This is a genomic window from Mesorhizobium sp. IMUNJ 23232 (assembly GCF_044326205.1).
Taxonomy (GTDB): Bacteria; Pseudomonadota; Alphaproteobacteria; order Rhizobiales; family Rhizobiaceae; genus Kumtagia.
Genome location: NZ_JBIRCY010000001.1, coordinates 253,614 through 276,586 on the forward strand (window position 1 = coordinate 253,614; position 22,973 = coordinate 276,586).

26 protein-coding genes, 1 other RNA gene and 1 pseudogene are annotated in these 22,973 nt (G+C 63.5%); 15 read left to right on the top strand and 13 right to left on the bottom strand.

Going from position 1 to position 22,973, the window contains the following annotated elements; genetic code table 11:
• Nucleotides 1-67: 67 nt before the first annotated feature.
• The gene (locus ACH196_RS01195; protein WP_396644192.1) at nucleotides 68-700 is read right to left on the bottom strand and encodes a pyridoxamine 5'-phosphate oxidase family protein; all 633 of its coding nucleotides are present in this window, start codon (nucleotides 698-700) and stop codon (nucleotides 68-70) included.
• A gap of 191 nt (nucleotides 701-891) precedes the next feature.
• Between ACH196_RS01195 and ACH196_RS01200 the strand changes: the two genes are divergently transcribed.
• Nucleotides 892-1,809, top strand: a complete 918-nt coding sequence (locus ACH196_RS01200) for a LysR family transcriptional regulator (RefSeq protein ID WP_396644193.1) — start codon at nucleotides 892-894, stop codon at nucleotides 1,807-1,809.
• Here ACH196_RS01200 and ACH196_RS01205 read toward each other — a convergent pair.
• Both ACH196_RS01205 and ACH196_RS01210 read right to left on the bottom strand, forming a co-directional pair.
• On the bottom strand, nucleotides 1,766-2,941 hold the full coding sequence (locus ACH196_RS01205; RefSeq protein ID WP_396644194.1) for an OpgC family protein: 1,176 nt from the start codon (nucleotides 2,939-2,941) through the stop codon (nucleotides 1,766-1,768). The genes ACH196_RS01200 and ACH196_RS01205 overlap by 44 nt on opposite strands.
• Nucleotides 2,942-3,098: 157 nt before the next feature.
• Nucleotides 3,099-3,869, bottom strand: coding sequence for a sulfite exporter TauE/SafE family protein (locus tag ACH196_RS01210; RefSeq protein WP_396644195.1), 771 nt, complete (start codon nucleotides 3,867-3,869; stop codon nucleotides 3,099-3,101).
• A gap of 168 nt (nucleotides 3,870-4,037) precedes the next feature.
• Here ACH196_RS01210 and ACH196_RS01215 point away from each other — a divergent pair, with 168 nt between their 5' ends.
• Nucleotides 4,038-4,694 carry a thiamine phosphate synthase gene (locus tag ACH196_RS01215; protein ID WP_396644196.1) on the top strand — a complete coding sequence of 219 codons (657 nt, stop codon included), beginning with the start codon at nucleotides 4,038-4,040 and terminating at the stop codon, nucleotides 4,692-4,694.
• Nucleotides 4,695-4,697: 3 nt separating this feature from the next.
• Nucleotides 4,698-5,708, top strand: a complete 1,011-nt coding sequence (locus ACH196_RS01220; protein ID WP_396644197.1) for a tetratricopeptide repeat protein — start codon at nucleotides 4,698-4,700, stop codon at nucleotides 5,706-5,708.
• 169 nt (nucleotides 5,709-5,877) lie between these two features.
• Here the strand turns inward: ACH196_RS01220 and ACH196_RS01225 are convergent, their stop codons facing one another.
• From ACH196_RS01225 to ACH196_RS01235, 3 genes are all read right to left on the bottom strand, one after another.
• On the bottom strand, nucleotides 5,878-6,714 hold the full coding sequence (locus ACH196_RS01225; protein WP_396644439.1) for an amino acid ABC transporter permease: 837 nt from the start codon (nucleotides 6,712-6,714) through the stop codon (nucleotides 5,878-5,880).
• A gap of 38 nt (nucleotides 6,715-6,752) precedes the next feature.
• Complete coding sequence (locus ACH196_RS01230; protein WP_396644198.1) at nucleotides 6,753-7,544, bottom strand: transporter substrate-binding domain-containing protein; 792 nt, start codon at nucleotides 7,542-7,544, stop codon at nucleotides 6,753-6,755.
• Between the two features lie 180 nt (nucleotides 7,545-7,724).
• The gene (locus ACH196_RS01235; RefSeq protein ID WP_396644199.1) at nucleotides 7,725-8,318 is read right to left on the bottom strand and encodes a L,D-transpeptidase; all 594 of its coding nucleotides are present in this window, start codon (nucleotides 8,316-8,318) and stop codon (nucleotides 7,725-7,727) included.
• 85 nt (nucleotides 8,319-8,403) lie between these two features.
• On the opposite strand from ACH196_RS01235, the gene ACH196_RS01240 reads away from it, so the two are divergent.
• The 3 genes from ACH196_RS01240 (at nucleotide 8,404) to ACH196_RS01250 (ending at nucleotide 10,110) form a co-directional block, all read left to right on the top strand.
• Complete coding sequence (locus ACH196_RS01240) at nucleotides 8,404-9,087, top strand: response regulator transcription factor (protein WP_396644201.1); 684 nt, start codon at nucleotides 8,404-8,406, stop codon at nucleotides 9,085-9,087.
• 61 nt (nucleotides 9,088-9,148) lie between these two features.
• Nucleotides 9,149-9,604 (top strand): cyclic nucleotide-binding domain-containing protein, encoded by a 456-nt coding sequence (locus tag ACH196_RS01245; RefSeq protein WP_396644203.1) that lies wholly within the window; start codon nucleotides 9,149-9,151, stop codon nucleotides 9,602-9,604.
• Nucleotides 9,605-9,630: 26 nt separating this feature from the next.
• On the top strand, nucleotides 9,631-10,110 hold the full coding sequence (locus tag ACH196_RS01250; protein ID WP_396644205.1) for a GNAT family N-acetyltransferase: 480 nt from the start codon (nucleotides 9,631-9,633) through the stop codon (nucleotides 10,108-10,110).
• Between the two features lie 25 nt (nucleotides 10,111-10,135).
• On the opposite strand, the gene ACH196_RS01255 is transcribed toward ACH196_RS01250, so the two are convergent.
• Nucleotides 10,136-10,942, bottom strand: a complete 807-nt coding sequence (locus ACH196_RS01255; RefSeq protein ID WP_396644207.1) for an exodeoxyribonuclease III — start codon at nucleotides 10,940-10,942, stop codon at nucleotides 10,136-10,138.
• A gap of 93 nt (nucleotides 10,943-11,035) precedes the next feature.
• A non-coding RNA gene (gene ssrS, locus ACH196_RS01260) (6S RNA) lies at nucleotides 11,036-11,192 on the bottom strand.
• A 121-nt stretch (nucleotides 11,193-11,313) separates the two neighbouring features.
• On the opposite strand from ssrS, the gene ACH196_RS01265 reads away from it, so the two are divergent.
• From ACH196_RS01265 to ACH196_RS01295, 7 genes and pseudogenes are all read left to right on the top strand, one after another.
• Nucleotides 11,314-12,147, top strand: coding sequence for an AAA family ATPase (locus ACH196_RS01265; RefSeq protein WP_396644208.1), 834 nt, complete (start codon nucleotides 11,314-11,316; stop codon nucleotides 12,145-12,147).
• A gap of 624 nt (nucleotides 12,148-12,771) precedes the next feature.
• Nucleotides 12,772-13,215, top strand: a complete 444-nt coding sequence (locus tag ACH196_RS01270; protein ID WP_396644210.1) for a GNAT family N-acetyltransferase — start codon at nucleotides 12,772-12,774, stop codon at nucleotides 13,213-13,215.
• Nucleotides 13,216-13,256: 41 nt separating this feature from the next.
• The gene (locus ACH196_RS01275; protein ID WP_396644211.1) at nucleotides 13,257-13,958 is read left to right on the top strand and encodes a hypothetical protein; all 702 of its coding nucleotides are present in this window, start codon (nucleotides 13,257-13,259) and stop codon (nucleotides 13,956-13,958) included.
• A complete protein-coding gene (locus tag ACH196_RS01280) occupies nucleotides 13,955-14,362 on the top strand; it encodes a hypothetical protein (protein WP_396644213.1) in 408 nt (135 codons plus the stop codon). The genes ACH196_RS01275 and ACH196_RS01280 overlap by 4 nt, the downstream gene beginning before the upstream one ends.
• 4 nt (nucleotides 14,363-14,366) lie before the next feature.
• Entirely contained in the window at nucleotides 14,367-15,557 is a 1,191-nt protein-coding gene (locus ACH196_RS01285) for a VWA domain-containing protein (RefSeq protein ID WP_396644215.1), read from the top strand.
• A gap of 107 nt (nucleotides 15,558-15,664) precedes the next feature.
• Nucleotides 15,665-16,066, top strand: a complete 402-nt coding sequence (gene msrB / locus ACH196_RS01290) for a peptide-methionine (R)-S-oxide reductase MsrB (protein ID WP_396644217.1) — start codon at nucleotides 15,665-15,667, stop codon at nucleotides 16,064-16,066.
• 58 nt (nucleotides 16,067-16,124) lie between these two features.
• Nucleotides 16,125-16,925: pseudogene (locus ACH196_RS01295) on the top strand (MBL fold metallo-hydrolase).
• Between the two features lie 4 nt (nucleotides 16,926-16,929).
• Here the strand turns inward: ACH196_RS01295 and ACH196_RS01300 are convergent.
• The 4 genes from ACH196_RS01300 to ACH196_RS01315 all read right to left on the bottom strand — a co-directional run bounded on the left by ACH196_RS01300 (nucleotide 16,930) and on the right by ACH196_RS01315 (nucleotide 18,888).
• Complete coding sequence (locus ACH196_RS01300) at nucleotides 16,930-17,274, bottom strand: hypothetical protein (protein ID WP_396644218.1); 345 nt, start codon at nucleotides 17,272-17,274, stop codon at nucleotides 16,930-16,932.
• Nucleotides 17,275-17,297: 23 nt separating this feature from the next.
• Nucleotides 17,298-17,702: a hypothetical protein gene (locus ACH196_RS01305; protein WP_396644219.1), complete on the bottom strand. Its 405-nt coding sequence runs from the start codon at nucleotides 17,700-17,702 to the stop codon at nucleotides 17,298-17,300.
• Between the two features lie 146 nt (nucleotides 17,703-17,848).
• Nucleotides 17,849-18,031 carry a 50S ribosomal protein L32 gene (gene rpmF / locus ACH196_RS01310; protein ID WP_006203806.1) on the bottom strand — a complete coding sequence of 61 codons (183 nt, stop codon included), beginning with the start codon at nucleotides 18,029-18,031 and terminating at the stop codon, nucleotides 17,849-17,851.
• Between the two features lie 149 nt (nucleotides 18,032-18,180).
• The gene (locus ACH196_RS01315; protein ID WP_396644228.1) at nucleotides 18,181-18,888 is read right to left on the bottom strand and encodes a biosynthetic peptidoglycan transglycosylase; all 708 of its coding nucleotides are present in this window, start codon (nucleotides 18,886-18,888) and stop codon (nucleotides 18,181-18,183) included.
• Nucleotides 18,889-19,039: 151 nt separating this feature from the next.
• Between ACH196_RS01315 and ACH196_RS01320 the strand changes: the two genes are divergently transcribed.
• Nucleotides 19,040-19,975 (top strand): polyprenyl synthetase family protein, encoded by a 936-nt coding sequence (locus ACH196_RS01320; RefSeq protein ID WP_396644230.1) that lies wholly within the window; start codon nucleotides 19,040-19,042, stop codon nucleotides 19,973-19,975.
• A 7-nt stretch (nucleotides 19,976-19,982) separates the two neighbouring features.
• Here ACH196_RS01320 and ACH196_RS01325 read toward each other — a convergent pair whose 3' ends face one another.
• Nucleotides 19,983-20,396, bottom strand: a complete 414-nt coding sequence (locus ACH196_RS01325; protein ID WP_396644232.1) for a hypothetical protein — start codon at nucleotides 20,394-20,396, stop codon at nucleotides 19,983-19,985.
• A gap of 239 nt (nucleotides 20,397-20,635) precedes the next feature.
• Between ACH196_RS01325 and ACH196_RS01330 the strand changes: the two genes are divergently transcribed.
• A complete protein-coding gene (locus ACH196_RS01330; protein WP_396644234.1) occupies nucleotides 20,636-22,966 on the top strand; it encodes a response regulator in 2,331 nt (776 codons plus the stop codon).
• Nucleotides 22,967-22,973 lie beyond the last annotated feature (7 nt).

Sequence of the window (22,973 nt, forward strand, 5' to 3'; positions counted from 1 at the left end):
CCCGTCAGTCTCCTGAGGGGAAGCCTAATGCATGCTCTTGAAAAATTGCAGGCCTTTCGGCTGCAATTCACTTGCCTTGGGAGGAAGTCTTTTCCCTCAAGGCCGCGATCTCGGCCTCGAGCGCCGCGATCCGGCCGTCCCGCTCGGCGAGCGCCGCCGCCACGTCGGCGGCCTCGAAACGTTGCGGGATATGCTGCGGGCAGTTGGCGTCCCAGGCGGCGACCGAAAACAGAATCGCCTGCTCGCCACGCGCCCGGTATCCCTGCGGCATCAACCGTTCCATCAACTCCGGATCGTCCTCGACCACCCGCGCCGTACCCCAGATCTTGATACGCCGCCTATGCGCGTAATCGATCAGGAACAGATAGGCCTTGGCGTTTTCGGCGAGATTGCCGGTGGTGATATACTGGCGGTTGCCGGCGAAGTCGGCGAAGGCGATGGTCGTATCATCCAGCACCTTGAGGAATCCCGCCGGGCCGCCGCGATGCTGGATATAGGGCTGGCCGTCGCGGCTCGCCGTCCCGAGGAGCACGCTGGTCTGCGCCGCCACGAATCCCGCAAGGTCCGGCGTGATCCGGGTCTGCCAGCCGCCATTCGCCTCGACCCGCTCATAGGCGTGGCGCGATCCCTTGCGGGTCTGCACGGCCTTCACCGAGGGCGTGAAGCCGACATCGGTCGAATAGGTTCGATGGCTGTCCATGGCGGTATCCTCTGGCACGCGGACCGAACTGACTGACTGCCTTGAAGGCCGAGACCGCTCCGCGGCAGTCGCCAAGTTGGGCTTCAGGAAAAGGGATCGAAGCGGTTCCGCGACCTGGAAGCTATGTCCTTCCACGCAACGGAAATAGATGGTAAGATTGGCATTCACCTTTCCAATTTCCGGAAGAAATGATGGATCGTCTGGAATCCATGACCATCCTTCTGGAGGCTGTGGATGGCGGCAGCCTCTCGGCGGCCGGGCGGCGCCTGGGCATGCCTCTGGCCAGCGTCAGCCGGAAGATCTCCGACCTGGAGGCGCATCTGAAGGCGCGCCTGCTCAACCGCTCGACGCGCCGGCTGACCTTGACCGAGGCGGGCAGGTCCTATGTCACGGCCTGCCGGCGCATCCTTGAACAGGTCGGCGAGGCCGAACGGATCGCGGCCGGCGAATACAGCGCACCGCAGGGCGAGCTGACCCTGACCGCGCCAGTCGTGTTCGGCCGCCTGCATGTCTTGCCGGTGGTGTCGGATTTCCTGAAGACTTACCCCGAGATCGCCATCCGCCTGGTCCTGTCCGACCGGGTGGTCCACCTTCTCGACGACCACATCGACGCCGCCCTGCGCATCGGACAGCTTCCCGACAGCAGCCTTGTCGCCATACGGCTTGGCACTGTCAGGCGCGTCACCTGCGCCAGCGCCGACTATCTCGCCCGCCGTGGTACCCCTAAGACGCCGGCCGACCTAGCCGCGCATGACTGCGTGACCTTCGAGGGGCTGATCTCGCCGCTGGCCTGGACCTTCGGCGCCGATCAGTCCGAGATTTCGGTGCCCATCAAGTCACGGCTCACCGTCAACACCGCCGAGGCGGCCATCGACGCTGCCGCCGCCGGCGTCGGCATCACCCGCGTCCTGTCTTATCAGGCGGCCAGCGCGGTCGAGGACGGACGGCTTGCGGTCCTGCTACAGGAATTCGAGCCCTCGCCGTCGCCGGTAAGCCTGGTGCATGCCGGCCAAGGGCTTCTGCCGCTGAAACTGCGTGTCTTCCTCGATTTCGCCGCGCCGCGGCTCAGGGAGAGGCTCGCACGAAGCCGGCTTGCATCCCCCGCGTGACCTCGGCAGCACGCGGCGCAGCGGCGGGGCGCTTGCCGCCCCAACCGATCGTCGGCAGCCATTCCAGCCAGTAGGCAAGCGCGAACTGCAGCGCGAGTCCGGCGGCAATCAGGCTGGTGTCGAAAACGAAGCCGCCGCCATAGACCGCCTTAAGCACCTGGCCGATCATCGCCAGCACCGTGCCGGCGATGAACACCGGCAGCGAGTGCTTGCCCAAAATGGCCAGTGCGTTCGAACTGCTGGTGCGGGCGAGGTTCGACAGCGACGGGATCGCCACGATGAGATAGGCCAGCGCCAGCACATGCAGCAGGCGCGGCAGCGACAGAAATGTCTTGTCGAAGCCGGCGAGCACCAGGGGAAGGTCGAGTTTCGCCTCCAGCCCCCACAGCGACCAGCGCACCCAGACCAGCGACAGCAGGATATAACCTAGCGAGATCGCCGCCAGCGGCGCGCTGTAACAGATAGTGCCGCCGCGCCGCACATGCATCATCGCGGCCATGCCGATGACGAACAGGAACTGCCAGGACAGCGGATTGAGGAACCAGAACCCTTCAGTCGGATAGTTTTCCGGCGCGACCTGCCAATAGCCAGCGGCGAACCAGATCAGGCCAGACACGGTAACCATCAGGATGAGGTTGATGCGGCTGAGCAGCAGGAACAGAGGCAGCATCAGCAGCACCACGGCATACATCGACAATATGTTGTTGTAGCCGACCTGATGGCCAAGCGTAGCAAGGCCGACCAGCGCCTGCGGCGCATCCTCGACCAGCGCGGTAATGTTGATCATCTCCAGCAGTTTCGGCCGGGCGAACCACAGCGCCGCCGCCGAGAAGATGGCGAGGGTGGCAACCGTCGTCACGATATGGGCAACGTAGAGCGTGCCGGCCCGCCGCCACGCCTTCAGCGTCAGCAGCAGCCGGTTGCCCGGCTCGAACTTCAGCCCGTAGGCGAGGCCGAGCGCGATGCCGGAGATCAGCACGAAAGCTTCGGCCGAATCGGAGAAGCCGAAATTCTTGTGCGTGATGTGCTCGAAGATCGTTCCCGGCACGTGGTTGACGAAGATCGTCAGCAGCGCGAGCGCGCGGAAAACGTCGATGCGGGTGTCCCGCTGTGTGGTCGCACTTGCAGTCATCGCGGCGTAAAGTTCCTCGTCCGGATAAAGTTCCCGCCGCGCTGCCCGAAACCGGACTGCGGGTTGCATGCGGCGGTTGTGTGGCGAGGTCGGCGTTTCCGCTTGCGCCCCAATTACGAAATGTCGTCCGGAAATGTCTTGGTGCTCGGCAAAGGCGCTAAAACAACTGCGCGGCGCCGTCCCACAGCAGCTTCACCGCGATCAAGGCTACCGTCGCATAGGTGAACGGATAAAAAATCTCCGGCCGCATGCGGCGCACCAGCCATGCGCCGGCCAGCGTTGCCAGCGGCGCGATCGGCATCAGCACCGCCGAGGCCGAAAGATTGGCCGTGTCGAATTGGCCGAGCGCGAAATAGGGGATGAGTTTTACGGCGTTGCTGACAGCGAAGAAGATGGCGCCGGTGCCGGTCAACACCTTCGGATCAAGCCTGAGCGGCAGCGCATAGACCTGGAAGGGTGGGCCACCGACATGCGCGACAAAACTCGTGAAGCCGGCGACGGTCCCCCAGAACGCCGCCATGACCCGGTTGCGCGACGCCTTGTGGGCGGCGCCGTGGCGGATCTGCTGAAAAACCCAGCGCAGCACGAAAACCAGCGCGACGGCTCCGACGATTAGCCGCACCATGTCAGCCGTCACCAGCGCGGCGGTAAGCCAGCCGGCGCCGATGCCGACCAGCGACCCGGGCAGCATCGACCACAGCACCTCGCGGTCGAACACACCGCGCCACGTCCACAGCGACACGATGTCCATCAGCACCAGGATCGGCAAAAGAATCGCCGCCGCCTGCACCGGCGACATCGCCAGCGCCATCAGCGGCACGCCGACGAAGCCCACCGCACCGCCGAAGCCACCCTTCGACAGGCCGACAAGGATCACGGCAGGGATCGCTGCGGCGTAGAACCACGGGTCGGTGAGGAGAGGGAGCATGCGGAGGGCCTTGGGACGTATTCGTGCCATAGCGCGCGCCGCCGGCTTTGGCGAGTGCGGCCTGTTCAAATCGGATGGCCTCGTCTATGCCAAAATGCAAACACGATCGCGCGGCATGGCTGCGCGCTTCCGGATAGTTCGAACCACAAGGCGCTCCGCCGCATCGACATGACCGACAGATCGCCCCCCAACCGCTGCCGCGTCGTGCTGATCGCACCGGCCGACGAAAGCGCCGAACGCTTCGGGCCGCGTCTCATGGAGGCCGCGGCGGGCGGCGATATCGCTTCGCTGATCATTCCGGCACGCGGCGACGAGGCTTCGTTCCAGGATTTCGCAGCACCCATCGTGCGCATCGCCCAGACGGCGGGCATCGCGGCAATCGTCGCCGACGACACGCGCATTGCCGGCCGGGTCGGCGCCGACGGCATCCATCTGGAAAGCGGCAAGGACGAGTTGCGACAGGCGACCGAGCGCTGGCAGGGCAAGCTGATCGTCGGCGCCGGCGGCGCCACCACCCGCGACGACGCGCTGGAACTCGGCGAGACCCAGCCGGATTATATCTTCTTCGGCCGTTTCGGTTTCGACAACAAGCCCGAGCCGCACCGGCGTAACCTCTCGCTCGGCGCCTGGTGGGCCGGCGTGGTGCAGATCCCTTGCGTCGTGCTGGGCGGGTCAGACATTGCCTCGGTCGAGGCCGTGGCCGCGACCGGCGCGGAATTCGTCGCCTTGTCCAGTGCCGTCTTTGGCGATGGCGTCGAACCGCGTGCCGCGATCGAGCGCGCCAACGACATCCTCGACCGCACCGCGCCATCGTTCGAGGATTAGACGATGGACTCGATCCGCCGGACGTCGATAGCCCTGCTCGTTTCGGCGCTCGCAGCCGTAGCAGCCGTGCCAGTGCAAGCCGTCGAGACGAAAGACGATCAGGTGGGACTGAAGCCCGCCGATCCCGAGCGCTTTTCCGGCGGCCTGACGCGCGACGGCAATGTCGACCCGGAGCGCTTCGGAGCAAAACTGCCGGACCCCGCCTATGGCGCGTTCCAGCGCGGTCTTTACATCACCGCCTACAACCTCGCTTTGCCGCGTGCGGAAAATGGCGACCCGGCGGCGCAAACCCTGGTCGCGGAGATATTGTCGCGCGGGCTCGGTATGAAGCGCGACGAGGCCAAGGCGGCGGAATGGTATGCGCTGGCCTCCGAACAAGGCATTCCGGAAGCGCAGTTCCAGTATGCGCTGCTGCTGCTCGACGGCCGCTTCGTCAAGAAGGACGAGAAGGAGGCTTACGCGCTGATGCAGGCCGCCGCCGAGGCCGGCAATCTTTTCGCGCAGTTCAATTTCGCCCAGATGCTGGTAAAGCGCGAACCGGACGATCGCGGCCTGAAAAAGGCCGTGTCCTATTACCGGCGGGCGGCCGATGGCGGGCTGGCCGACGCGCAATACGCGATGGCGCAGGTTTTCGCCAACGGTACCGGCGGCGAACGCAAGGACGACGCAGCGGCACGCCGCTGGCTGCTGCTCGCCGCCCGTCAGAATTTCGACACGGCGCAGCTCGATCTCGGCCGCTGGCTGATGGCCGGGCGCGGCGGCGAGCGCAATCGCAAGGAAGGTTTCGGCTGGCTGCTGCGTGCGGCGCGCGGGGGCAACGTCGCCGCCCAGAACGACGTCGCAAAACTCTACATGCAGGGGATCGGCACCGACCCGGACACCGCCGCCGCCGCATCCTGGTACATTTTGGCCCGCCGCGCCGGGCTAGTCGACCCCATCATGGAGGATTTCTTCGACGGGTTGACCGAAGAGGAGATCAAGCAGGCGCTGGAGCGGGCGAACAGGCTGAAATAGGGTTGGTAGGGATCCTGTTCGAACTCCGGCTTCCGGGCCAAAAGCAGACCGGCAAGGAACAGTGTATGAAGAGACCCGCCGGTATCAGGCTTTCTCGCCGTTTAAGGCCAGCCTGTTTGAGTTCAAAATCGCCGGCCGTTTCCGCTTCGCCCCAAAGGCGGCCTGGCGTTCATCGCTGCGCGCGCCGCATCCTCTGCTCCAGCGCCCGCAGCATCAGCGACAGGCTGACCGTCAGCAGCAGGTAGATATAGGCGACGATGGAATAGGTCTCGAAGAAGCGGAACGAGCCGGCCGAGTAGATTTTCCCCATCTGCGTGATGTCGGCGACCCCCAGCACCGAGACGAAGGACGAGTCCTTCACCATGGTGACAAAGTCATTGCCGAGGGGTGGCAGGATGGTGCGCATCGCCTGCGGAAAGACGATCAGCCGAAAACGCTGGGTGCGCGACAGACCGAGCGCTTTGGCCGCCTCAATCTGGCCGGGGTCGACCGACTGGATGCCGGCGCGAAAGACCTCGGCGATGAAGGCGCCATAGCCGATCGTCAGCGCGATGATCGCACGCCACAGCAGCGAGACGTCGCGCACCAAGAGTTCGCCGACCAAACCGGCTTCCCTGAGCGGCGTCATGACAGAATTCCACAGCGCCACAAAGGCCGGCACGCCGGCGAAGGCGATCCAGAACAACAATACGAGGAAGGGAATGCCCCGGCAGAGTTCGGTATAGAAGCGCGCTATCTGCCGTAGCCAGATGGAACCCGACAGAGCCATCAGGGCAAGGCACAGGCCAAGAGTAGAAGCCAGTGCGAAGCCGACGATCGTCACATAGATAGTGATCCACGTTCCCTGGACCACGGTCATGAAGATCTGGCTGTAGAGGTCGCTTGCCGCAATCGCGATTGCCGCAGCAATCGCAATCAGGATCAGGGCGACCAGCCAGTACGGAAAATCCTGCGTGCCGGTCCGGGCCGGCCGAACACGGTCGGCCGCTATGCCGCCTGCTGGCATTTCCTCCAAGACTGTCTATCCGGCCGATACGTCGAAATTTACGGCTTGTAGTCGACGAACCATTTCTGGGTTAGCCGGTCGAAGGTGCCGTCGGCCTTCAGCGCGGCGATGCCGGCGTTGATCGGCGCGACGAGATCGGAACCCTTCGGGAAGATGAAGCCGAATTCCTCGGCTTGCAGCGGCGCGCCGATCAGCTTCAGCTTGCCGCCGGAATTGTCGGAGAGCGCCTTGCCGGCGGCGCTGTCGGTCAGCACCAGGTCGACGTCGCCGGCCTGCAACGCAGCGACCGTCGAGGCAAATGTGTCCATCAGCTTGATGCGCGGGTTCTGCTCGTTGCCGTCGAGCACGTTGTAGACGGCGACGTAGAAGGGCGAGGTGCCGGCCTGCGCGCCTACCAGCAGCTTGTCGTTGGCGGCAAAACTCTTCGCGTCGGTGAAGCGGCTTTCGTCGCCGCGCACCAGCATGAAGATTTCGGAGAGCATGTAGGGATCGGAGAAATCCACCTTCTCCTTGCGATCGTCCTTGATGGTGATGCCGGTCATGCCCATGTCGTACTGCTTGTCCGACACGGCCTGGATCATCGCGTCCCAGGAGGTGTTCTGGTATTCGGCCGTGAAATTCAGCTTCTTCGACAGCGCCTCGATTGCATCATATTCCCAGCCGACCGGCTTGCCCGTTTTGGGGTCGACGAACTGCAGCGGGAAATAGGCGTTCTCGGTGACGATCACCACCTTCTTGCCGCCGAGATCGGGCAGCGCCTGGGCAAAGGCCGCGAGCGGAAACAGCATGAGAGCCGCCAGCGTGGCGAGAACAAATTTCAGACGGGTCATGACGCGCTCCTGAGAAGCTGCTTTTATCGGGATCGGCGGAATTTTCGCGACTTTAGCGGGCTGCGGGAAGGTTGCAAGCTACTCGCATCGCTTCGAACGACGACCAGGTTTCAGCGATTGCGTTTTATCGGGAGAATGCGGAAAATTCGCGCGAAACCATATTCGACGGTAGAATTATCGTCAGCGCCTTACCTCCAGCACCGTCCGGCGCGACAGATGCGGCAACAGCCTTGCCATCACCCGCGCCGTCACCGCCACGCACCCTTGCGTCGGCGAAAAGTCGGGGCGGGCGAGGTGGAAGAAGATGGCGCTGCCGCGCCCGCGCCTGCGCGGAACAATGTTCCAGTCGAGCACGATGCAATAATCGTAGAGCGGGTCATCCCGGCGCATGGTCTCGTGGCTCGCCGCATAGGGCATCTTGACCGGGCGATTGTAGTTGCGGTCGTCCGGCACCTCGCACCAGCCGAGGTCGGCTGATATCGCCTCCATTACCAGCCGCGTGCCGCCGATGCGGACATGGTCATTGCGGAAATAGCCGCCGAGCAGGCGCATCCGCGCCAGAGGGGTGGCGCCGTCGCCCTCGCGTTTGTTGGCGGAAATGCCGCCGCGTCCCAATGCGCAGGGAAACACTGCCGGGCCGGCCTGCAAGAGCCCTTGAGTGGGCACGCCAGGGCGCGGGCGCACCACCAGCCGGCTCAGTCCCGCCACACCTGTTCCAAATGACTGCTTGCGCTCACGTTTTTTGGAGTATGATCGCATGCGCCGACAAATCACCGTGATCAGGCTGTTTGTCGGTGCAGGTTCCGCATAAACGGGCGGCGGTCAACCGAATTATGCTTGCAGGACAACGGACTGGACCATGACATCACGCACCATCCTGATCGTCGACGATGATGACGACCTCCGCGGCACGCTGGTCGAGCAGCTTTCGCTCTACGAGGAATTCGACGTGCTGCAGGAGGCGACCGCCGCAAAGGGCGTCACCGCGGCGCGCGGCGGCATGATCGACCTTCTGATCATGGATGTCGGACTGCCCGACATGGACGGGCGCGAGGCGGTGAAACTGCTGCGCAAGGGCGGCTACAAGGCGCCGATCATCATGCTGACGGGGCATGACACGGATTCGGACACGATTCTGGGGCTCGAGGCCGGCGCCAACGACTATGTGACAAAGCCCTTCCGCTTCGCCGTACTGCTCGCCCGCATCCGCGCCCAGCTTCGCCAGCACGAGCAGAGCGAGGACGCCACCTTCTCCGTCGGCCCCTACACCTTCAAGCCCAGCCAGAAGCTTCTGCTGGACCAGAAGGGCGCAAAGGTGCGGCTGACCGAGAAGGAAGCCTCGATCATCAAATATCTTTACCGGGCCGGCGAAAAGGTGGTGACCCGTGACGTGCTGCTCGAGGAGGTGTGGGGCTACAATTCCGGGGTTACCACCCACACGCTGGAAACCCATGTCTACCGGCTGCGCCAGAAGATCGAGCGCGATCCTTCCAATGCCGAAATTCTTGTGACAGAAAGCGGCGGTTACAAGCTGGTTCCCTGACCGGTGGAGGCGGTGGGGGAACCGCCTCGGGGAGAGAGCCGGCCACCGAATTGGGGACTGGATGGCGCTGGATGACGATATTCGCGTCCTGTCCGGCGTGAGGCTGTTCGAGGGCTTCACCGCCGAACAATTGCGCCTGCTGGCCTTCGGCGCCGAGCAGGTCTCCCTTCCCAATGGCAGAAGGCTGTTTCGGGAAGATGACGAGGCGGACGCGGCCTATGTGGTGGTGAGGGGGTCGATCAGCCTGTTCCGCGAGGGCGACGACGACCGCCTGCCGGTCGGCCGGGCCGGGGCGGGAGCGATGATCGGCGAGCTGGCGCTGATCGCCGACACGCGACGGCTGACAAGCGCGGAGGCGGCTTCCGATTCGGAATTGCTGCGGCTCAGCCGCCGGACCTTCCGGCGCATTCTGGAAGAATATCCGGATACGGCGGTCATTCTCTACCGCCGCATCCACGCCGATTTCCAGGCGCTCATCGAGCAGATCGAGGGGCTGGCGCCCCGCTTCGCGGGCTGAGCATCGAAAACAAGCAGGATATAGATTTGCAACTCACTCGTGCCATTGAAACCGACCTGCCTTTCATCATGGCGACCGAGAGGCTTGAAGGCTACGACGCTCTCGTCGGGCGCTGGGACGAGGCACGGCATCGTGCCGCCTTCCACGACGGAAGCCACGCCTATTTCCTCGGGCTGGACGGGCAGACACCCGTCGGTTTCGTCATGTTTCGGTTTTGGGCGTCGCCCGAGCGCGTAACGCCGGTCAGGCGGATAGCCGTCGTGACGCCGGGGCAAGGACATGGCAGGCGGCTGCTGACGGCGGCCGTCGCCAAGGTGTTTGAGGAAACCGACGCCTACAGGGTGTGGATCGGCCATTTTCCCGAAAATGTTCGCGCCCACCGCGCCTATGAGGCCGTGGGGTTCGTTCAGGAAGGGATCGCCCGCGGCAGCGCCTATTTCGGCGGCGCCCACAGGGACGAGGTGATTATGTCCCTGCTGCGGCCGGAGTGGGAAGCGCTCCGCTGAACGCCGCGGCGATCTCTCGAAAGCGCTACTCCAGATCGAACCGCGCAATCACCGGCACATGGTCGGACGGGCGGTCCCAGCCGCGCGCGGCGCGCAGAATCTCGTAGCCTTGGAAGGCCGGCACGAGGTTCGGTGACGACCAGACATGGTCGAGCCGCCGGCCGCGGTCCGAAGCCTCCCAGTCCTGGGCGCGATAGCTCCACCAGGTGTAGAGTTTTTGCTCGTAGGGGATGTTGAGGCGCATCAGGTCGACCCAGTCGCCGGCCTTGCGCATCGCCTCGAAATTCTCGGTCTCGACCGGCGTGTGGCTGACGACGTTGAGCAGTTGCTTGTGCGACCACACGTCGTGCTCCAGCGGCGCGATGTTGAGGTCGCCGACCAGGATCGATGCGGAAGCGTCGCCGGCCTCGGCGCGCACCGCGTTCATCTCGGCGACGAAGTCGAGCTTGTGCTTGAACTTCCAGTTGATGGCGGGGTCCGGCTCGTCGCCGCCGGCGGGCACGTAGAAATTATGCACCAGCAGCGATTTCCCGCCCGCAGGGAATCGCACGGAAACATGCCGGCAGTCCTGCATGTCGCAGAAACGCCGCCGGTCGACCACCTCGATCGGCCGGCGCGCCACGGTCGCCACGCCGTGATAGCCCTTCTGCCCGCTGATCGCCAAATACTCGTAGCCGAGTTTGCGGAACGCGGCGGAGGGAAACTGGTCGTCCGGGCATTTGGTCTCCTGCAGGCACAGCACGTCCGGCTGGTGCTCGGTCAGGAAACGCTCGACGATCGGCATGCGCAGGCGGACGGAATTGATGTTCCAGGTGGCGATCGTGAGCGGCATGGAAGAGTCCGGATGGAAGGCGACGGGAAACTGGCAGCAGGGCACGCCAAAAGCAAGACCGCGCGGCCACAGTCACGATGGGGAAAGGGGAAGCGACGATCCAGGCAACCGGTGAAGAAGTCGATCCCGGGAACCTACAAAGTAGGTGGGCGCCATATGTCCGAACCCACGGGTCCGGCCAGGGACAGCTCCCTTCGAGATCGATAAGGCCCCGGGGAAATGTCTCTCCTGCCGCGAAGCCCAGACCGTCGGGAACGAATATAAGCCGGCGGGCCATCGCCCGCCAGTGCCATCTTCGCGAAAGCGCGACTTGCGCACCCGTCTATCCCTACCTATTCACCGTCTGGACCTATCGGCTGGAAGGACGAAGAATGCGTTTCGAAGGAACGGCGGCCTATGTCGCCGACAAGGACCTGATGGTGGCCGTCAACGCGGCGATCGCGCTGGAGCGGCCGCTGCTGGTCAAGGGCGAGCCCGGCACCGGCAAGACCGAGCTGGCGCGGCAGGTGGCGGCGGCCCTCGGCCTCGACCTGATCGAATGGCATGTGAAATCCACCACCAAGGCGCAGCAGGGCCTTTACGAATATGACGCGGTCAGCCGGCTGCGCGACAGCCAGCTCGGCGACGCGCGCTTCAACGACATCCACAATTACATCAAGCGCGGAAAGCTGTGGGACGCGTTCGCCGCCGACCGCAAGGTCGTGCTCTTGATCGACGAGATCGACAAGGCCGACATCGAGTTCCCCAACGACCTTTTGCAGGAACTCGACCGCATGGAATTCTTCGTCTACGAGACCGGCGAGACGATCTCGGCAAGACAGCGACCGATCGTCATCATCACGTCGAACAACGAGAAGGAACTGCCGGACGCATTTTTGCGCCGCTGCTTCTTCCACTACATCCGCTTTCCCGACGCCGAGACGCTGCAGAAAATCGTCGACGTGCATTATCCCGGCATCAAGCAGGCGCTGGTGCGCTCCGTGCTCACGCAGTTCTACGAGATCCGCGAGGTGCCGGGGCTGAAGAAGAAACCATCGACCTCCGAGGCGCTGGACTGGATAAGGTTGCTGATGGCCGACGACGTGGCGCCGGAAGATCTGCGCGCCGACCCGAAGAACATGCTGCCGAAACTGCACGGCGCGCTGCTGAAGAACGAGCAGGACGTGCATCTTTTCGAGCGGCTGGCGTTCATGGCGAGGAGATAGGGGTAGCCGCCAATGTCACGGGTCGATAATTTGCTGAGCTGCGGCCGGGCGAGAATCGGCCCGAACATATTGTGCGGCTTCTTCGAAAGGGTTTGAACGGCCTCAAAACGGGGACGGAAATCCGCAAATTTTTTTGCATCTTAAGAAAAATCCTTTCACAATCAGAAGCTTGCACGATCGCGTCGGATTTTTTCGTCGATTTTTCTCCCCGCCGATTCATTGTCCCTCATAATCCCGGCCATCGCCCTCGCGGGAACACGGGTCATGAACCGGATGAGCGTGGAGGGGGACGGCGCCGGGGTGGCTGCGTAACGGTGCGCGGCTTGGCATGAGCCTTCAGACCCGGGCCCCAGTTCGCGACGACAAGCCTCGGATTGAGCCGGGGCGGTATCAGCGGTCGGGCAAGCACGCCGGCGGGGCGCAAGGTTCGCGCCACGTATCTAACTTTTGAGAGGCTCGGCCTCGCGCCCCGCTTCCCGACTACCCTCGCGAATGAGGGCGTTCTTTGACAATGGCCAGACGCGAAGGCGGGCGTGGCAACGACAAGACGCGGCTGGCGCTATCGCCTGTCGACCGCACCATGCTTACAATCGACCGACCGCCGCCCGATCCTGTGAGGAATGCATGCCGATCACCATTCGCCCGCTTCAGCAATCCGACCACGCCGACTGGCACCGCCTGTGGACTGCCTACCTCACCTTCTACGAGACCACCCTGGCGGACGACGTCTACGCCAGCACCTGGCAGCGCCTGTTCGACGGCGGCGAATTCGAGCCCAAGGGTCTTCTCGCGCTGCTGGACGGCAGGCCGGTCGGCCTGACGCATTATCTCTACCATCGCTCCTGCTGGGCGAAGGTCGACAATTGCTACCTTCAGGACCTGTTCGCCGATCCCGAGGTCCGCGGCAAGGGAGTTGGCGCGGCGTTGATCGAAGCAGTGCGCAAAGCAGCGGACGAGAAGGGCGTCACCAACGTTTATTGGATGACCCACGAGACCAACACCACGGCGCGCCGGCTTTATGATCGGGTAGCGAGGCGGACGGGGTTCATCGAGTATGATTTGTTGTAACCGGGATTCTGTGCCCAGTCGGAAGGTGATATGGTTCGGGTATGGATCAGCGCAATCATCACGTTGATACGGAGAGCTTGGTCGGCGTGGGTTTGTACACGCCCGCCGAAGCGGCGCGCCTGCTACGAATCCCCGCCGGCAAGATCGTACGCTGGCTGCATGGCCACGCAGTCAAAGGCAAGTGGTACGACAGTCTTTGGTCGCCGCAGGTCGAACTTGGCGACGGCAAGACCTACCTTGGATTTCGGGATTTGATGGAGTTGCGCACGGCAGATGCCTTCATGCAGGCCGGCGTCAGCGCGATCATGATACGTCGTGCAATCGTCGAGGCTCAAAAATTCATTGACGAAGAGCGGCCGCTTTCCACGACCAGGTTCGTGACGGATGGCCGGTCGATCTTTCTTGAGATCGCGGATCAGACGGGCGATGCAAAGCTGCTTGACCTGTTCAAGCAACAATACGCTTTCAAGCGCATCGTGGAGTCGAGCCTCAAGGGTGTCGACTTCGAAGGCATCGCACCGATCCGCTGGTGGCCGGCGGGCAAGAACCAGAAAATAGTCGTCGACCCTGAACGATCATTCGGCCAACCGATCGAATCGGACAGTGGTGTACCGACTGCCGCTCTGGCGGCGGCGGTTGCGGCGGAAGGCAGTGCTGAAGCGGCCGCGAGGATTTGGCAGGTGCCGGTGCAGGCCGTCGCTCGGGCCGTCAGATTCGAGAGCGAGTTGGCGAACGCTGCATGAATGTGCTGTTCGACAACTGCACATCACCGGTCATGGCTTCTACACTAAACGGATTCATCGGAAACGACGGCCATCGTGCGGTTCATCTGCGCCAATTGTCGATGCAGAATGCGAAAGATATCGAGTGGATGAACTATATTTCGGCAAGCGGAGGTGAATGGCTGGTCGTCACCGGCGACCAGAGGATCAGGAAGAACAGGGCCGAGGCACAGGCATTCCGTCGAGCAAGGCTGCGCGGCGTGGTGCTGGCTCCCGCCTATCAGAAAAGCCCGATGCACCGTTGCTGCGCGGTGCTGATTGACCAGTGGCCGCGGCTATACGAAACCATCCAGCGTTTCGATCCTCCGTTCATGCTAGAACTGAGCATCAATTTTCGCGGCAATTTCAAGCAACTGCCGATTTGACACCATGTTCCTCCCCTTCTTCCTCGAACTCAAAGCCGCCCGCGTCCCGGTCTCGCTCCGAGAATACCTGACCTTGCTCGAAGGCATGGAAGCCGGGTTGGTCGACTATGACGTCGAAGGTTTTTACTATCTGGCCCGCTCGGCGCTGGTTAAGGACGAGCGTCATATCGACCGCTTCGACCAAGTTTTCGCCCATGTCTTCAAGGGCGTCGAGGCGCTGGCCGGCGAGGCGGCGATCGATGTTGCCACGCTTCCCGAGGAGTGGCTGCGGCGGCTGGCGGAAAAGCATCTCACCGACGAGGAGAAAAAACTCGTCGAAGCGCTCGGCGGCTGGGAAAAGCTGATGGAGACGCTGAAGAAGCAGCTGGAGGAACAAAAGGGCCGGCATCAGGGCGGATCAAAATGGATCGGCACGGCTGGCACCTCGCCCTTCGGTGCCTATGGCTACAATCCCGAAGGCATCCGCATCGGCCAGCACGAGAGCCGCAACCGGCGCGCGGTAAAAGTGTGGGACAAGCGCGAGTTCAAGAACTTCGACGATTCCGTCGAGCTTGGCACCCGCAACGTCAAGGTGGCGCTGAAGCGCCTGCGCCGCTGGGTGCGTGACGGAGCGGTAGAGGAACTGGACCTGCCCGGCACGATCCACGCCACCGCCGAACACGGCTATCTCGACGTGAAGACGCGGCCGGAGCGGCGCAACGCGGTGAAGCTGCTGATGTTCTTCGATGTCGGCGGCTCGATGGACGACCATATAAAAATCGTCGAGGAACTGTTCTCGGCGGCGCGCGCGGAATTCCGCCAACTCGAATATTTCTATTTCCACAACTGCCTCTACGAGGTTGTCTGGAAGGACAACCGCCGCCGCCATGCCGAGGTCATCCCGACGCTCGACGTGCTGCACAAATACGGCCACGACTACAAGGTTATTTTTGTCGGCGACGCCTCGATGAGCCCCTACGAGGTGACCATGGCGGGAGGCTCGGTCGAACACTGGAACCCGGAAGCCGGCGCCGTCTGGCTGGCTCGCGTGCTCGCGCAATGGCCGAACGCGGTGTGGCTGAACCCGGTCCCACGCAAGCACTGGGACTACACGCACTCGATCGGCCTGATCCGCGAGACATTTTCTGACCGCATGTATCCGCTGACACTGGCCGGCCTGGAGGCGGCGACAAAGGAACTGTCGAGGAGGCATTGAGACACGCCAACACAGGAAGATGATCCTGGCCCATGGCGGGCAGGCGAAACGAATGCCTATATTTGGCGAACAGCACACATGACAAATTTCCGAGCCAGGAGACTGCAATGGACAGCCACAGCTATCCCGTGACCCGCACCGACGCCGAATGGCGCGCGCTGCTCAGCCCCGAGCAATATGCCGTGATGCGCAACCACGGCACCGAGCGGCCGGGCAGTTGCGCGCTGCTTCATGAAAAGCGCGCAGGCACCTTCAAATGCGCGGGCTGCGACCAGCCTCTGTTCGAATCCAAGCTGAAATTCGAGAGCGGCACCGGCTGGCCGAGCTTCAACGACCCGGTTCCGGGTTCGGTCGAGACGACGACCGACCGCAGCTACGGCATGGTGCGCACCGAGTGCCACTGCTCGCGCTGCGGCAGCCATCTCGGCCATGTCTTCGAGGACGGTCCGCCGCCGACCTATCTGCGCTACTGCATCAACGGCGTCGCGTTGAATTTTGAGCCGGCGTGAGCGCCTGACCGGGCACGCGGCCGGTCTGCTCCGCATCCTCGACGACAGGACAGATGTCATGGCCCATTTCATCTGCGTGACCTGCGGCGTCCAGTTCGCCGAGAGCGAAACGCCGCCCACCCATTGCCTGATTTGCGAGGACGAGCGGCAATGGGTGTGCTGGGAAGGTCAGGCCTGGACGACGCCGGCCGAAATCGCCACCGGGCATGGGCTGGACATGCGCGAAGATGTCGGCGTGCTCGGCTTCGGGATTTCGCCGCGCTTCGCCATCGGCCAGCGCGCGCTGTTGGCCGAAACGCCGCACGGCAATGTGCTGTGGGACTGCGTCAGCATGGTCACCGACGAGGCGGTCACCGAGATCGGGCGGCGCAGCGGATTGCAGGCGATCGCCATCTCCCATCTGCATTTCTATTCGGCGATGGTGGACTGGAGCCGGGCCTTTGACGGCGTGCCGATCCACATTCATGAGGCAGACCGGCAGTGGGTGATGCGCCCCGATCCCGCGATTCACTTCTGGGAAGGCGAAACGCTGGCGCTCAACCCGTCGCTGACGCTGGTGCGCTGCGGCGGTCATTTCGCCGGCGGGCAAGTTTTGCACTGGAAACGCCAGGGCAGCAATGCCCTGTTTGCGGGCGACATCGTCCAGGTCACGCCGACACGCCGACGCGTCTCCTTCATGTACAGCTATCCCAACTAAATCCCGCTCAACGCACGCACCATACGGGCAATAGAGGCAGCGCTCGCGCGTTTTGAGTTCACGGACATTTACGGCGGCTGGTGGGACAACAACGTGATTGGCGGTGCCCGGACAGTGCTTGCGGAATCGGTTGCGCGATATCTCGCGGCCATAGCCGACTGAAGCGTCAGATCACGATCGCGGCGATCAGCCAGAGCAACGATATTGTCTGGCAGAAAAATCCGGCCCAGCCGCCCCGGCGATCGGCGGTGCGCCACACCGCGAAGGCCAGGAAGAGATTGTAGGGCAGCGGTCCGAAATGGACGGCGAGCGCGACAGAGAGCGGCACCTTCGCGGCGAGCAGGCCGACCGAGGCGAGGGTCGCGGCGATGTTCACGGCGGTGCCGATGACGATCATGTCGCGCCAGAACAGTTTTTCCAGCGGCACTTCGCCCTTCCAGCGCGCAGTGAAGAACCCGCCTATGCCGCTCCTCGCGGTATCTGTGCGGTCGGTGCTCTCTCCTGCGGCCATCTCCATGACCTTCGTTGGATCGGTCAGTCGACGTTCAAGTCTCGGCCTGCCGTACGGATCGTCACCGAGAAGCCGGCCAGCACGTCGATCAGCGTGATCATCATCAGCAGGAAGAAGACCGGATGCGCCGCGCCCCGCACGAGCAGGAACTCGACGAGGAAGGCGACGAAGACGAAGGTCGAGAGCAGATGGTCGACGATCGAGGCGTTGGAAGAGCGCGTCGATTTCATCATCTCGACGAACAGCAGCACCAGGGCGATGACGACGAGGAGATCGCCAGCCGACATGCTCCAGACGCCGCCGGACATCATGGTCACCGAGAAAATCTCGGTGGCGAAGGGATCCGCTTCCGTTCTGCCGAACAGGCCGGCAAGGCCGAGATTGTAGAGCAGGAACGGGATGATCAGCAGCGGAACCATACCCAGCATTTTTGCGAACCTCGGCTTTTCGGACCCGACCTATTCCAGTCAAGCCGCAGTCGCGTCAAGCCCGGTGGTCCGGCGGCACGGAGCCCAGACGCAAAAAGACCGGCGCAAGGCCGGTCCCTTCAAACCAGTCCGAAAGCCGAAAATGCTCAGCTTTCCTTGGGCTCCAGAACCTGACGGCCGCGATACATGCCGGTCTTCAGGTCGATGTGGTGCGGGCGGCGCATCTCGCCGGAGTTCTTGTCCTCGACATAGGTCGGGGCCTTGAGCGCGTCTGCGGAGCGGCGCATGCCGCGCTTCGACGGCGAAGTCTTTCTTTTTGGCACAGCCATTGTTGTATTCCTTCGGTCAATGGACCCGGCTGCTCTGGCAAAGGGAGCCGCGCGTTCCGGGCCGGTATGAGAAATCCGGCGTGCCTATACACGCGCGAAAGGGTTTTGGCCAGCGCGGCGGCTAACATTTTTTGCCGCAGCGCCCGGCTTCAGTCGATACATTGCACATAGTCGCCCGAGCGGGAGGCAAGGCGCTGCACGCGGTTTGCGAGAAAACGCATGTCCCGGGACGGTTTTGCGGGGTTGCGCAGGATCGGATTGGGCAGGGTCACCGCCAGCAAAGCCGCCTGCTTGCGGGTGAGGTTCTTCGCCGAGACGCCGAAATGATGCTGCGCGGCGGCCTCGATCCCGTATATGCCCGGCCCCCATTCGGCGATGTTGAGATATATTTCCATGATCCGGCGTTTCGACATCACCAGATCGACATAGGTGGCGTAGGGCAGTTCGAGAAGTTTCCGAACGGTTCCGAACGGCCGAGGCCACAGATAGAGATTCTTCACCGACTGCATGGTGATGGTCGACGCCCCTCGTGATGGGCCTCTCGGGTCGAGGATGACCTTCTTGAGCTCTCCCAGATCGACGCCGTAATGGTTACAGAACTGGCCGTCCTCCGACATGATGACGGAGTGGATGAGAACCGGCGAAACGTCGTCGATCGAAACCCATTGCCGGTCATAACCCTTCAGCATCACGAGGTCGGCAAGCATCAGCGTCGAGACGGGCCTGACGAAGGGCGGCAGATAGAGGATCGTCAGCACTACCGGGATCAGCGCCAGCACCACGGCGATCTTGAGCAGGCGGCGTAGCCAGAAGCGGATGCCGCGCCGGCTCGCCTGGCCGCCGTCCTTCGCTGCCACCTCCCCGGTCTCCGATTGAACGGTTTCGCCCAAGCCACCCGCCTTCGCGTCCTGTCTCCATCGGAATAATGGTCACTGGCCGCAAGCGCAACGCCTGCCGCCATATAAGCAGCGGCTTGACCACGGCGGCGTATCGCCTAAACGGGGCGGCATGACGACCTCGACCGCTCCCGCCTTCGAAGAACTCCTCGACCGCCGCGCGCGCCAGATCGAGGAGAGGCTGCGCGAGTTGCTCGCCGACAAGTCGCGCGACGGCGAAATCACGCGGCCGGCAACGCTGCTTGCCGCCATGCGCCACGGCGTGCTCAACGGCGGCAAGCGGCTGCGGCCATTCCTGGTGCTGGAAAGCGCGGCGCTGTTCGGCCGTGACGGATCGGCGGCGCTGACGGTCGCGGCGGCGCTGGAATGCGTCCATTGCTATTCGCTGATCCATGACGACCTGCCGGCCATGGATGACGACGACCTGCGGCGCGGTCAGCCGACGGTGCACCGCGCCTTCGACGAGGCGAGCGCCATTCTTGCGGGCGACAGCCTGCTGACGCTCGCCTTCGACATCCTCGCCGAGACCTCGTCGTTTCCGTCGCGCGATGCCGGGCCGTCGGCGCTGCGACAGCTCGAACTGGTGCGGGGTCTGGCCCGCGCCGCCGGTGTCGGCGGCATGGCGGGTGGGCAGGCGCTCGATCTCGCCGCCGAGAAAAAAACGCCCGACGAGGCGGGCATCATCACGCTTCAGGCGATGAAGACCGGTGCGCTGATCCGGTTCGCCTGCGAGGCGGGCGCAATCGTTGCCGATGCGGGTTCCGCCGATCGCGAGAGGCTGTCCGAATTCGGCTCGGCGATCGGGCTGGCCTTCCAGCTTGCGGACGACCTTTTGGACATCACCGCCACGCCGGAAATCGTAGGTAAGGCGACCGGCAAGGACGCCGCCGCCGGCAAGGCGACGCTAGTGGCGCTGCACGGCGAAGACTGGGCGCGAAAACAGCTCAGCGGTCTGGTGGAGCAGGCGCATGACCTGCTGGCGCCCTATGGCGACAGTGGCGGAACCTTAAAATCCGTCGCCACCTTCATCGCCGAGCGGAAGCACTGACTGCGGCTCAGCCGACCACCCAATTGAACGGCACCGGTTGCGTCGTGGGCACCATACCGGGCTGAACGCTGCCGGTGCCGCTGGCGCCTTTCACCGGCGGCATGTCGAACTGCGACATCGCGGCCACAAGCCGCCGGTGCCCGGAACCCGGCACAACGACCCACAGAAAGAGTTTTCGGTCGCTCTGGTCCCAGTCCCACTCGCCCTTATCTGTTCCCGTTCGCCCGAGCAGGGCGAGGATGCCCCACCAGTCCCCCTTTGGCGACAGGCTCAGAAGCGTCGGATCCCAGGCAATGTCGATGGGAATCCTGCTGTTCACCCAACTGGGCGTGATGTGGATCGTGGCACCCTGCAACATGTTGGTCGCCTCACAAGGGCCGCCATGGAAGCGGCCGGCCGGTGCGTCCGGCAAAAGCGGCATGTGTAGCTGCGGACCTCAGCACATCCGGATGCGCAGGCATCCGGAATGCCCCTCACATCAAGGATGCTCCCGCCGGAACGTGTGCGCAAGATGCGCCTCTCTGGGACATGGAATACCGAGCCGAAGGCCGGACAAGACCGCATACGCAACCTGGATAGAGCTGCCCTGGAACGGATTCTTAAGGACAATAAAGCGTAATCCGGCTCGGCGAAATTTTAGCCGATTTCCGGGGGCGGGGCGTGCCGAACTATTCGACTTTCATCCGATCGGTACGCTTACGTTATCTATCCGGGCTGGTGCTTTTTGCCGTGAGCACCGCCGTGATCATGTTCATGCTGAACAACCTCAATGATTTCCGCCGCAGCGTCGATCGTATCGGGCTCGACCTCGCGACCCTGGCGCGCGATCTGAACAGTGCTGCCGGCTTTGCCGATGGCGCCAGCAGCACCTGGCGCGACGAGACGCGCGCCGACCTCGGCGCGGCGGCGGCCGGTCACGCCTCCCGGCTCTCCGCCGAAATCGATGCTCTGTCCGCGCAGCTTGAAGCGGTGCGTCCCGGCCTTTCATCCGAGGTCGAAAGCGAAGTCGAATCCTCTTCGGTCAACGGCGACCTGTTCTGGTCGTCGCGCGACATCATCCGCAATCTTGGTTCGCTGGCCGGAGCCAGGCAGGCCGACGAATGGAGTTCCCGCGAGATCCGCAACCAGAACTCGCTGTTCGCCCAGCCATTGCTGATGCGCGCCCGCGCCGCGCTTGACGCCGAGCGCGTGGCAGTGGCTGAACGTGCGGACAGACTGCTTGCCTATTCCAGCGCGCTCATGCTCGCGGTTCTGGCCTTTGTGGCACTGTGGATCTTCCGGCCGATGGAGAATGCCATCCGCCGCGCCTTCGCCGAGACGAAACGCCTGCTCGATCTTGCCGAGGCGGCCGACCGGGCGAAGTCCGAATTCCTGGCCAATATGAGCCACGAGATCCGCACGCCGATGAACGGCGTGCTGGGCATGGCCGAATTGCTCGCCAGGACCGACCTGACCCCGCGCCAGAAGACTTTCACCGATGTCATCGTGAAGTCCGGCAACGCGCTGATCACCATCATCAACGATATTCTCGATTTCTCCAAGATCAATGCCGGACAGTTGACGCTGGATACAGCTCCGTTCCCGCTGGCCGAGGCGGTCGAGGATGTCGCGACGCTGATCTCGAGTCGCGTGGCGGAAAAGAATCTTGAGCTGATCGTTCGCGTCGACCCGCGCCTGCCGACGCATGTCGTCGGCGACGCCGGCCGTTTCCGCCAGATCGTCACCAACCTGCTCGGCAACGCGGTGAAGTTCACCGAACGTGGCCATGTGCTGGTCGACGTCTCCGGCGAAACGGCGGATGGCAAGCTGATGCTGAAGCTGCGCGTCGAGGACACCGGCATCGGCATTCCGGCCGAGAAACTTCAAACGGTGTTCGAGAAATTCGCGCAGGTCGACGGCTCCTCGACCCGTCGCCACGAGGGTACCGGCCTGGGGCTCGCCATCGCGGCACGGCTCGTCGACCTGATGGGCGGGCGCATCGGCGTCGAAAGCGAGGTCGGGCGCGGCTCGGTTTTCTGGTTCAGCGTACCGCTGCCGATCCATCAGGTCGGCGCGGTCGGCGATACGGTGCCGGTCGACATCACCGGCGCCCGTGTGCTGGTCATCGACGACAATCCGGTCAACCGTGAGATCCTGCTGGAACAGTTGCGGAGCTGGGGGTTTGACTGTGCCGCCGCCGAGAGCGGGGCGATCGGCCTCGCCTTCCTCGACCGCGCGCAGAAACTCGGCGCCTCGGTGGATTCCATCATCCTCGACTACCAGATGCCGGGCATGAGCGGCAGCGACGTGGCGCGGGCGCTCGCCGCCGATTCCCGCCTGTCGGCCATTCCGGTCGTGCTGCTCACGTCCGTCGACCAGATCGATTACGCGCGCATGATTGTCGACTACGGCATCGCCGCCCACCTGACCAAGCCGGCCCGCTCGGCGCAACTGCTGGGGACATTGGTGGCGGTCATCCAGAAGGCGCGGACGCAGGCCGGACGGGTTCACTATGTCCGCGAAGCGGTCCCGCATCCGCCGCGCGAGACGCCGGCCTTCACGTTGCTGCGCGGCCCGACGCCGGCCATGCGCGAGGTTAGTGCCACGCCGGCCAATGTGCCAATCGAAATCCTGGTTGCCGAGGACAATGAGGTGAACCAACTCGTCTTCGGCCAGATTCTCAACGGCCTCGGCCTTTCCTACCGCATCGCCGGAAACGGCCGCACGGCGGTCGAAATGTATCGCACGCTCAGCCCGAGGCTGATTCTGATGGACGTGTCGATGCCGGAAATGAACGGCTATCAGGCCTGCCGCGCCATCCGCGACCTGGAAGGGACATCCGGCAAGCACACGCCGATCATCGGCGTCACCGCGCATGCGCTGAAAGGCGACCGTGAAAAATGCCTGGATGCCGGCATGGACGACTATCTGCCCAAACCGGTCTCGCCCGACCGGCTGAGCGCCAAGATCGGCACGTGGCTTGGCGAGACGGTGATGGCGAAGACGGCTTAGCGCGCCG

Excerpts from the sequence above, each read along its gene's own strand:
- ACH196_RS01200 (WP_396644193.1), top strand. The coding sequence starts at position 892 with ATGGATCGTCTGGAATCCATGACCATCCTTCTGGAGGCTGTGGATGGC.
- ACH196_RS01305 (WP_396644219.1), bottom strand. The coding sequence starts at position 17,702 with ATGCTGGGTATGGTTCCGCTGCTGATCATCCCGTTCCTGCTCTACAAT.
- ACH196_RS01325 (WP_396644232.1), bottom strand. The coding sequence starts at position 20,396 with ATGCCGCTTTTGCCGGACGCACCGGCCGGCCGCTTCCATGGCGGCCCT.
- ACH196_RS01220 (WP_396644197.1), top strand. The coding sequence starts at position 4,698 with ATGGACTCGATCCGCCGGACGTCGATAGCCCTGCTCGTTTCGGCGCTC.
- ACH196_RS01195 (WP_396644192.1), bottom strand. The coding sequence starts at position 700 with ATGGACAGCCATCGAACCTATTCGACCGATGTCGGCTTCACGCCCTCG.
- ACH196_RS01285 (WP_396644215.1), top strand. The coding sequence starts at position 14,367 with ATGTTCCTCCCCTTCTTCCTCGAACTCAAAGCCGCCCGCGTCCCGGTC.
- ACH196_RS01215 (WP_396644196.1), top strand. The coding sequence starts at position 4,038 with ATGACCGACAGATCGCCCCCCAACCGCTGCCGCGTCGTGCTGATCGCA.
- ACH196_RS01205 (WP_396644194.1), bottom strand. The coding sequence starts at position 2,941 with ATGACTGCAAGTGCGACCACACAGCGGGACACCCGCATCGACGTTTTC.
- ACH196_RS01225 (WP_396644439.1), bottom strand. The coding sequence starts at position 6,714 with ATGCCAGCAGGCGGCATAGCGGCCGACCGTGTTCGGCCGGCCCGGACC.
- ACH196_RS01280 (WP_396644213.1), top strand. The coding sequence starts at position 13,955 with ATGAATGTGCTGTTCGACAACTGCACATCACCGGTCATGGCTTCTACA.
- ACH196_RS01230 (WP_396644198.1), bottom strand. The coding sequence starts at position 7,544 with ATGACCCGTCTGAAATTTGTTCTCGCCACGCTGGCGGCTCTCATGCTG.
- rpmF (WP_006203806.1), bottom strand. The coding sequence starts at position 18,031 with ATGGCTGTGCCAAAAAGAAAGACTTCGCCGTCGAAGCGCGGCATGCGC.
- ACH196_RS01245 (WP_396644203.1), top strand. The coding sequence starts at position 9,149 with ATGGCGCTGGATGACGATATTCGCGTCCTGTCCGGCGTGAGGCTGTTC.
- ACH196_RS01320 (WP_396644230.1), top strand. The coding sequence starts at position 19,040 with ATGACGACCTCGACCGCTCCCGCCTTCGAAGAACTCCTCGACCGCCGC.
- ACH196_RS01270 (WP_396644210.1), top strand. The coding sequence starts at position 12,772 with ATGCCGATCACCATTCGCCCGCTTCAGCAATCCGACCACGCCGACTGG.
- ACH196_RS01275 (WP_396644211.1), top strand. The coding sequence starts at position 13,257 with ATGGATCAGCGCAATCATCACGTTGATACGGAGAGCTTGGTCGGCGTG.
- ACH196_RS01300 (WP_396644218.1), bottom strand. The coding sequence starts at position 17,274 with ATGGCCGCAGGAGAGAGCACCGACCGCACAGATACCGCGAGGAGCGGC.
- ACH196_RS01240 (WP_396644201.1), top strand. The coding sequence starts at position 8,404 with ATGACATCACGCACCATCCTGATCGTCGACGATGATGACGACCTCCGC.
- ACH196_RS01255 (WP_396644207.1), bottom strand. The coding sequence starts at position 10,942 with ATGCCGCTCACGATCGCCACCTGGAACATCAATTCCGTCCGCCTGCGC.
- msrB (WP_396644217.1), top strand. The coding sequence starts at position 15,665 with ATGGACAGCCACAGCTATCCCGTGACCCGCACCGACGCCGAATGGCGC.
- ACH196_RS01265 (WP_396644208.1), top strand. The coding sequence starts at position 11,314 with ATGCGTTTCGAAGGAACGGCGGCCTATGTCGCCGACAAGGACCTGATG.
- ACH196_RS01210 (WP_396644195.1), bottom strand. The coding sequence starts at position 3,869 with ATGCTCCCTCTCCTCACCGACCCGTGGTTCTACGCCGCAGCGATCCCT.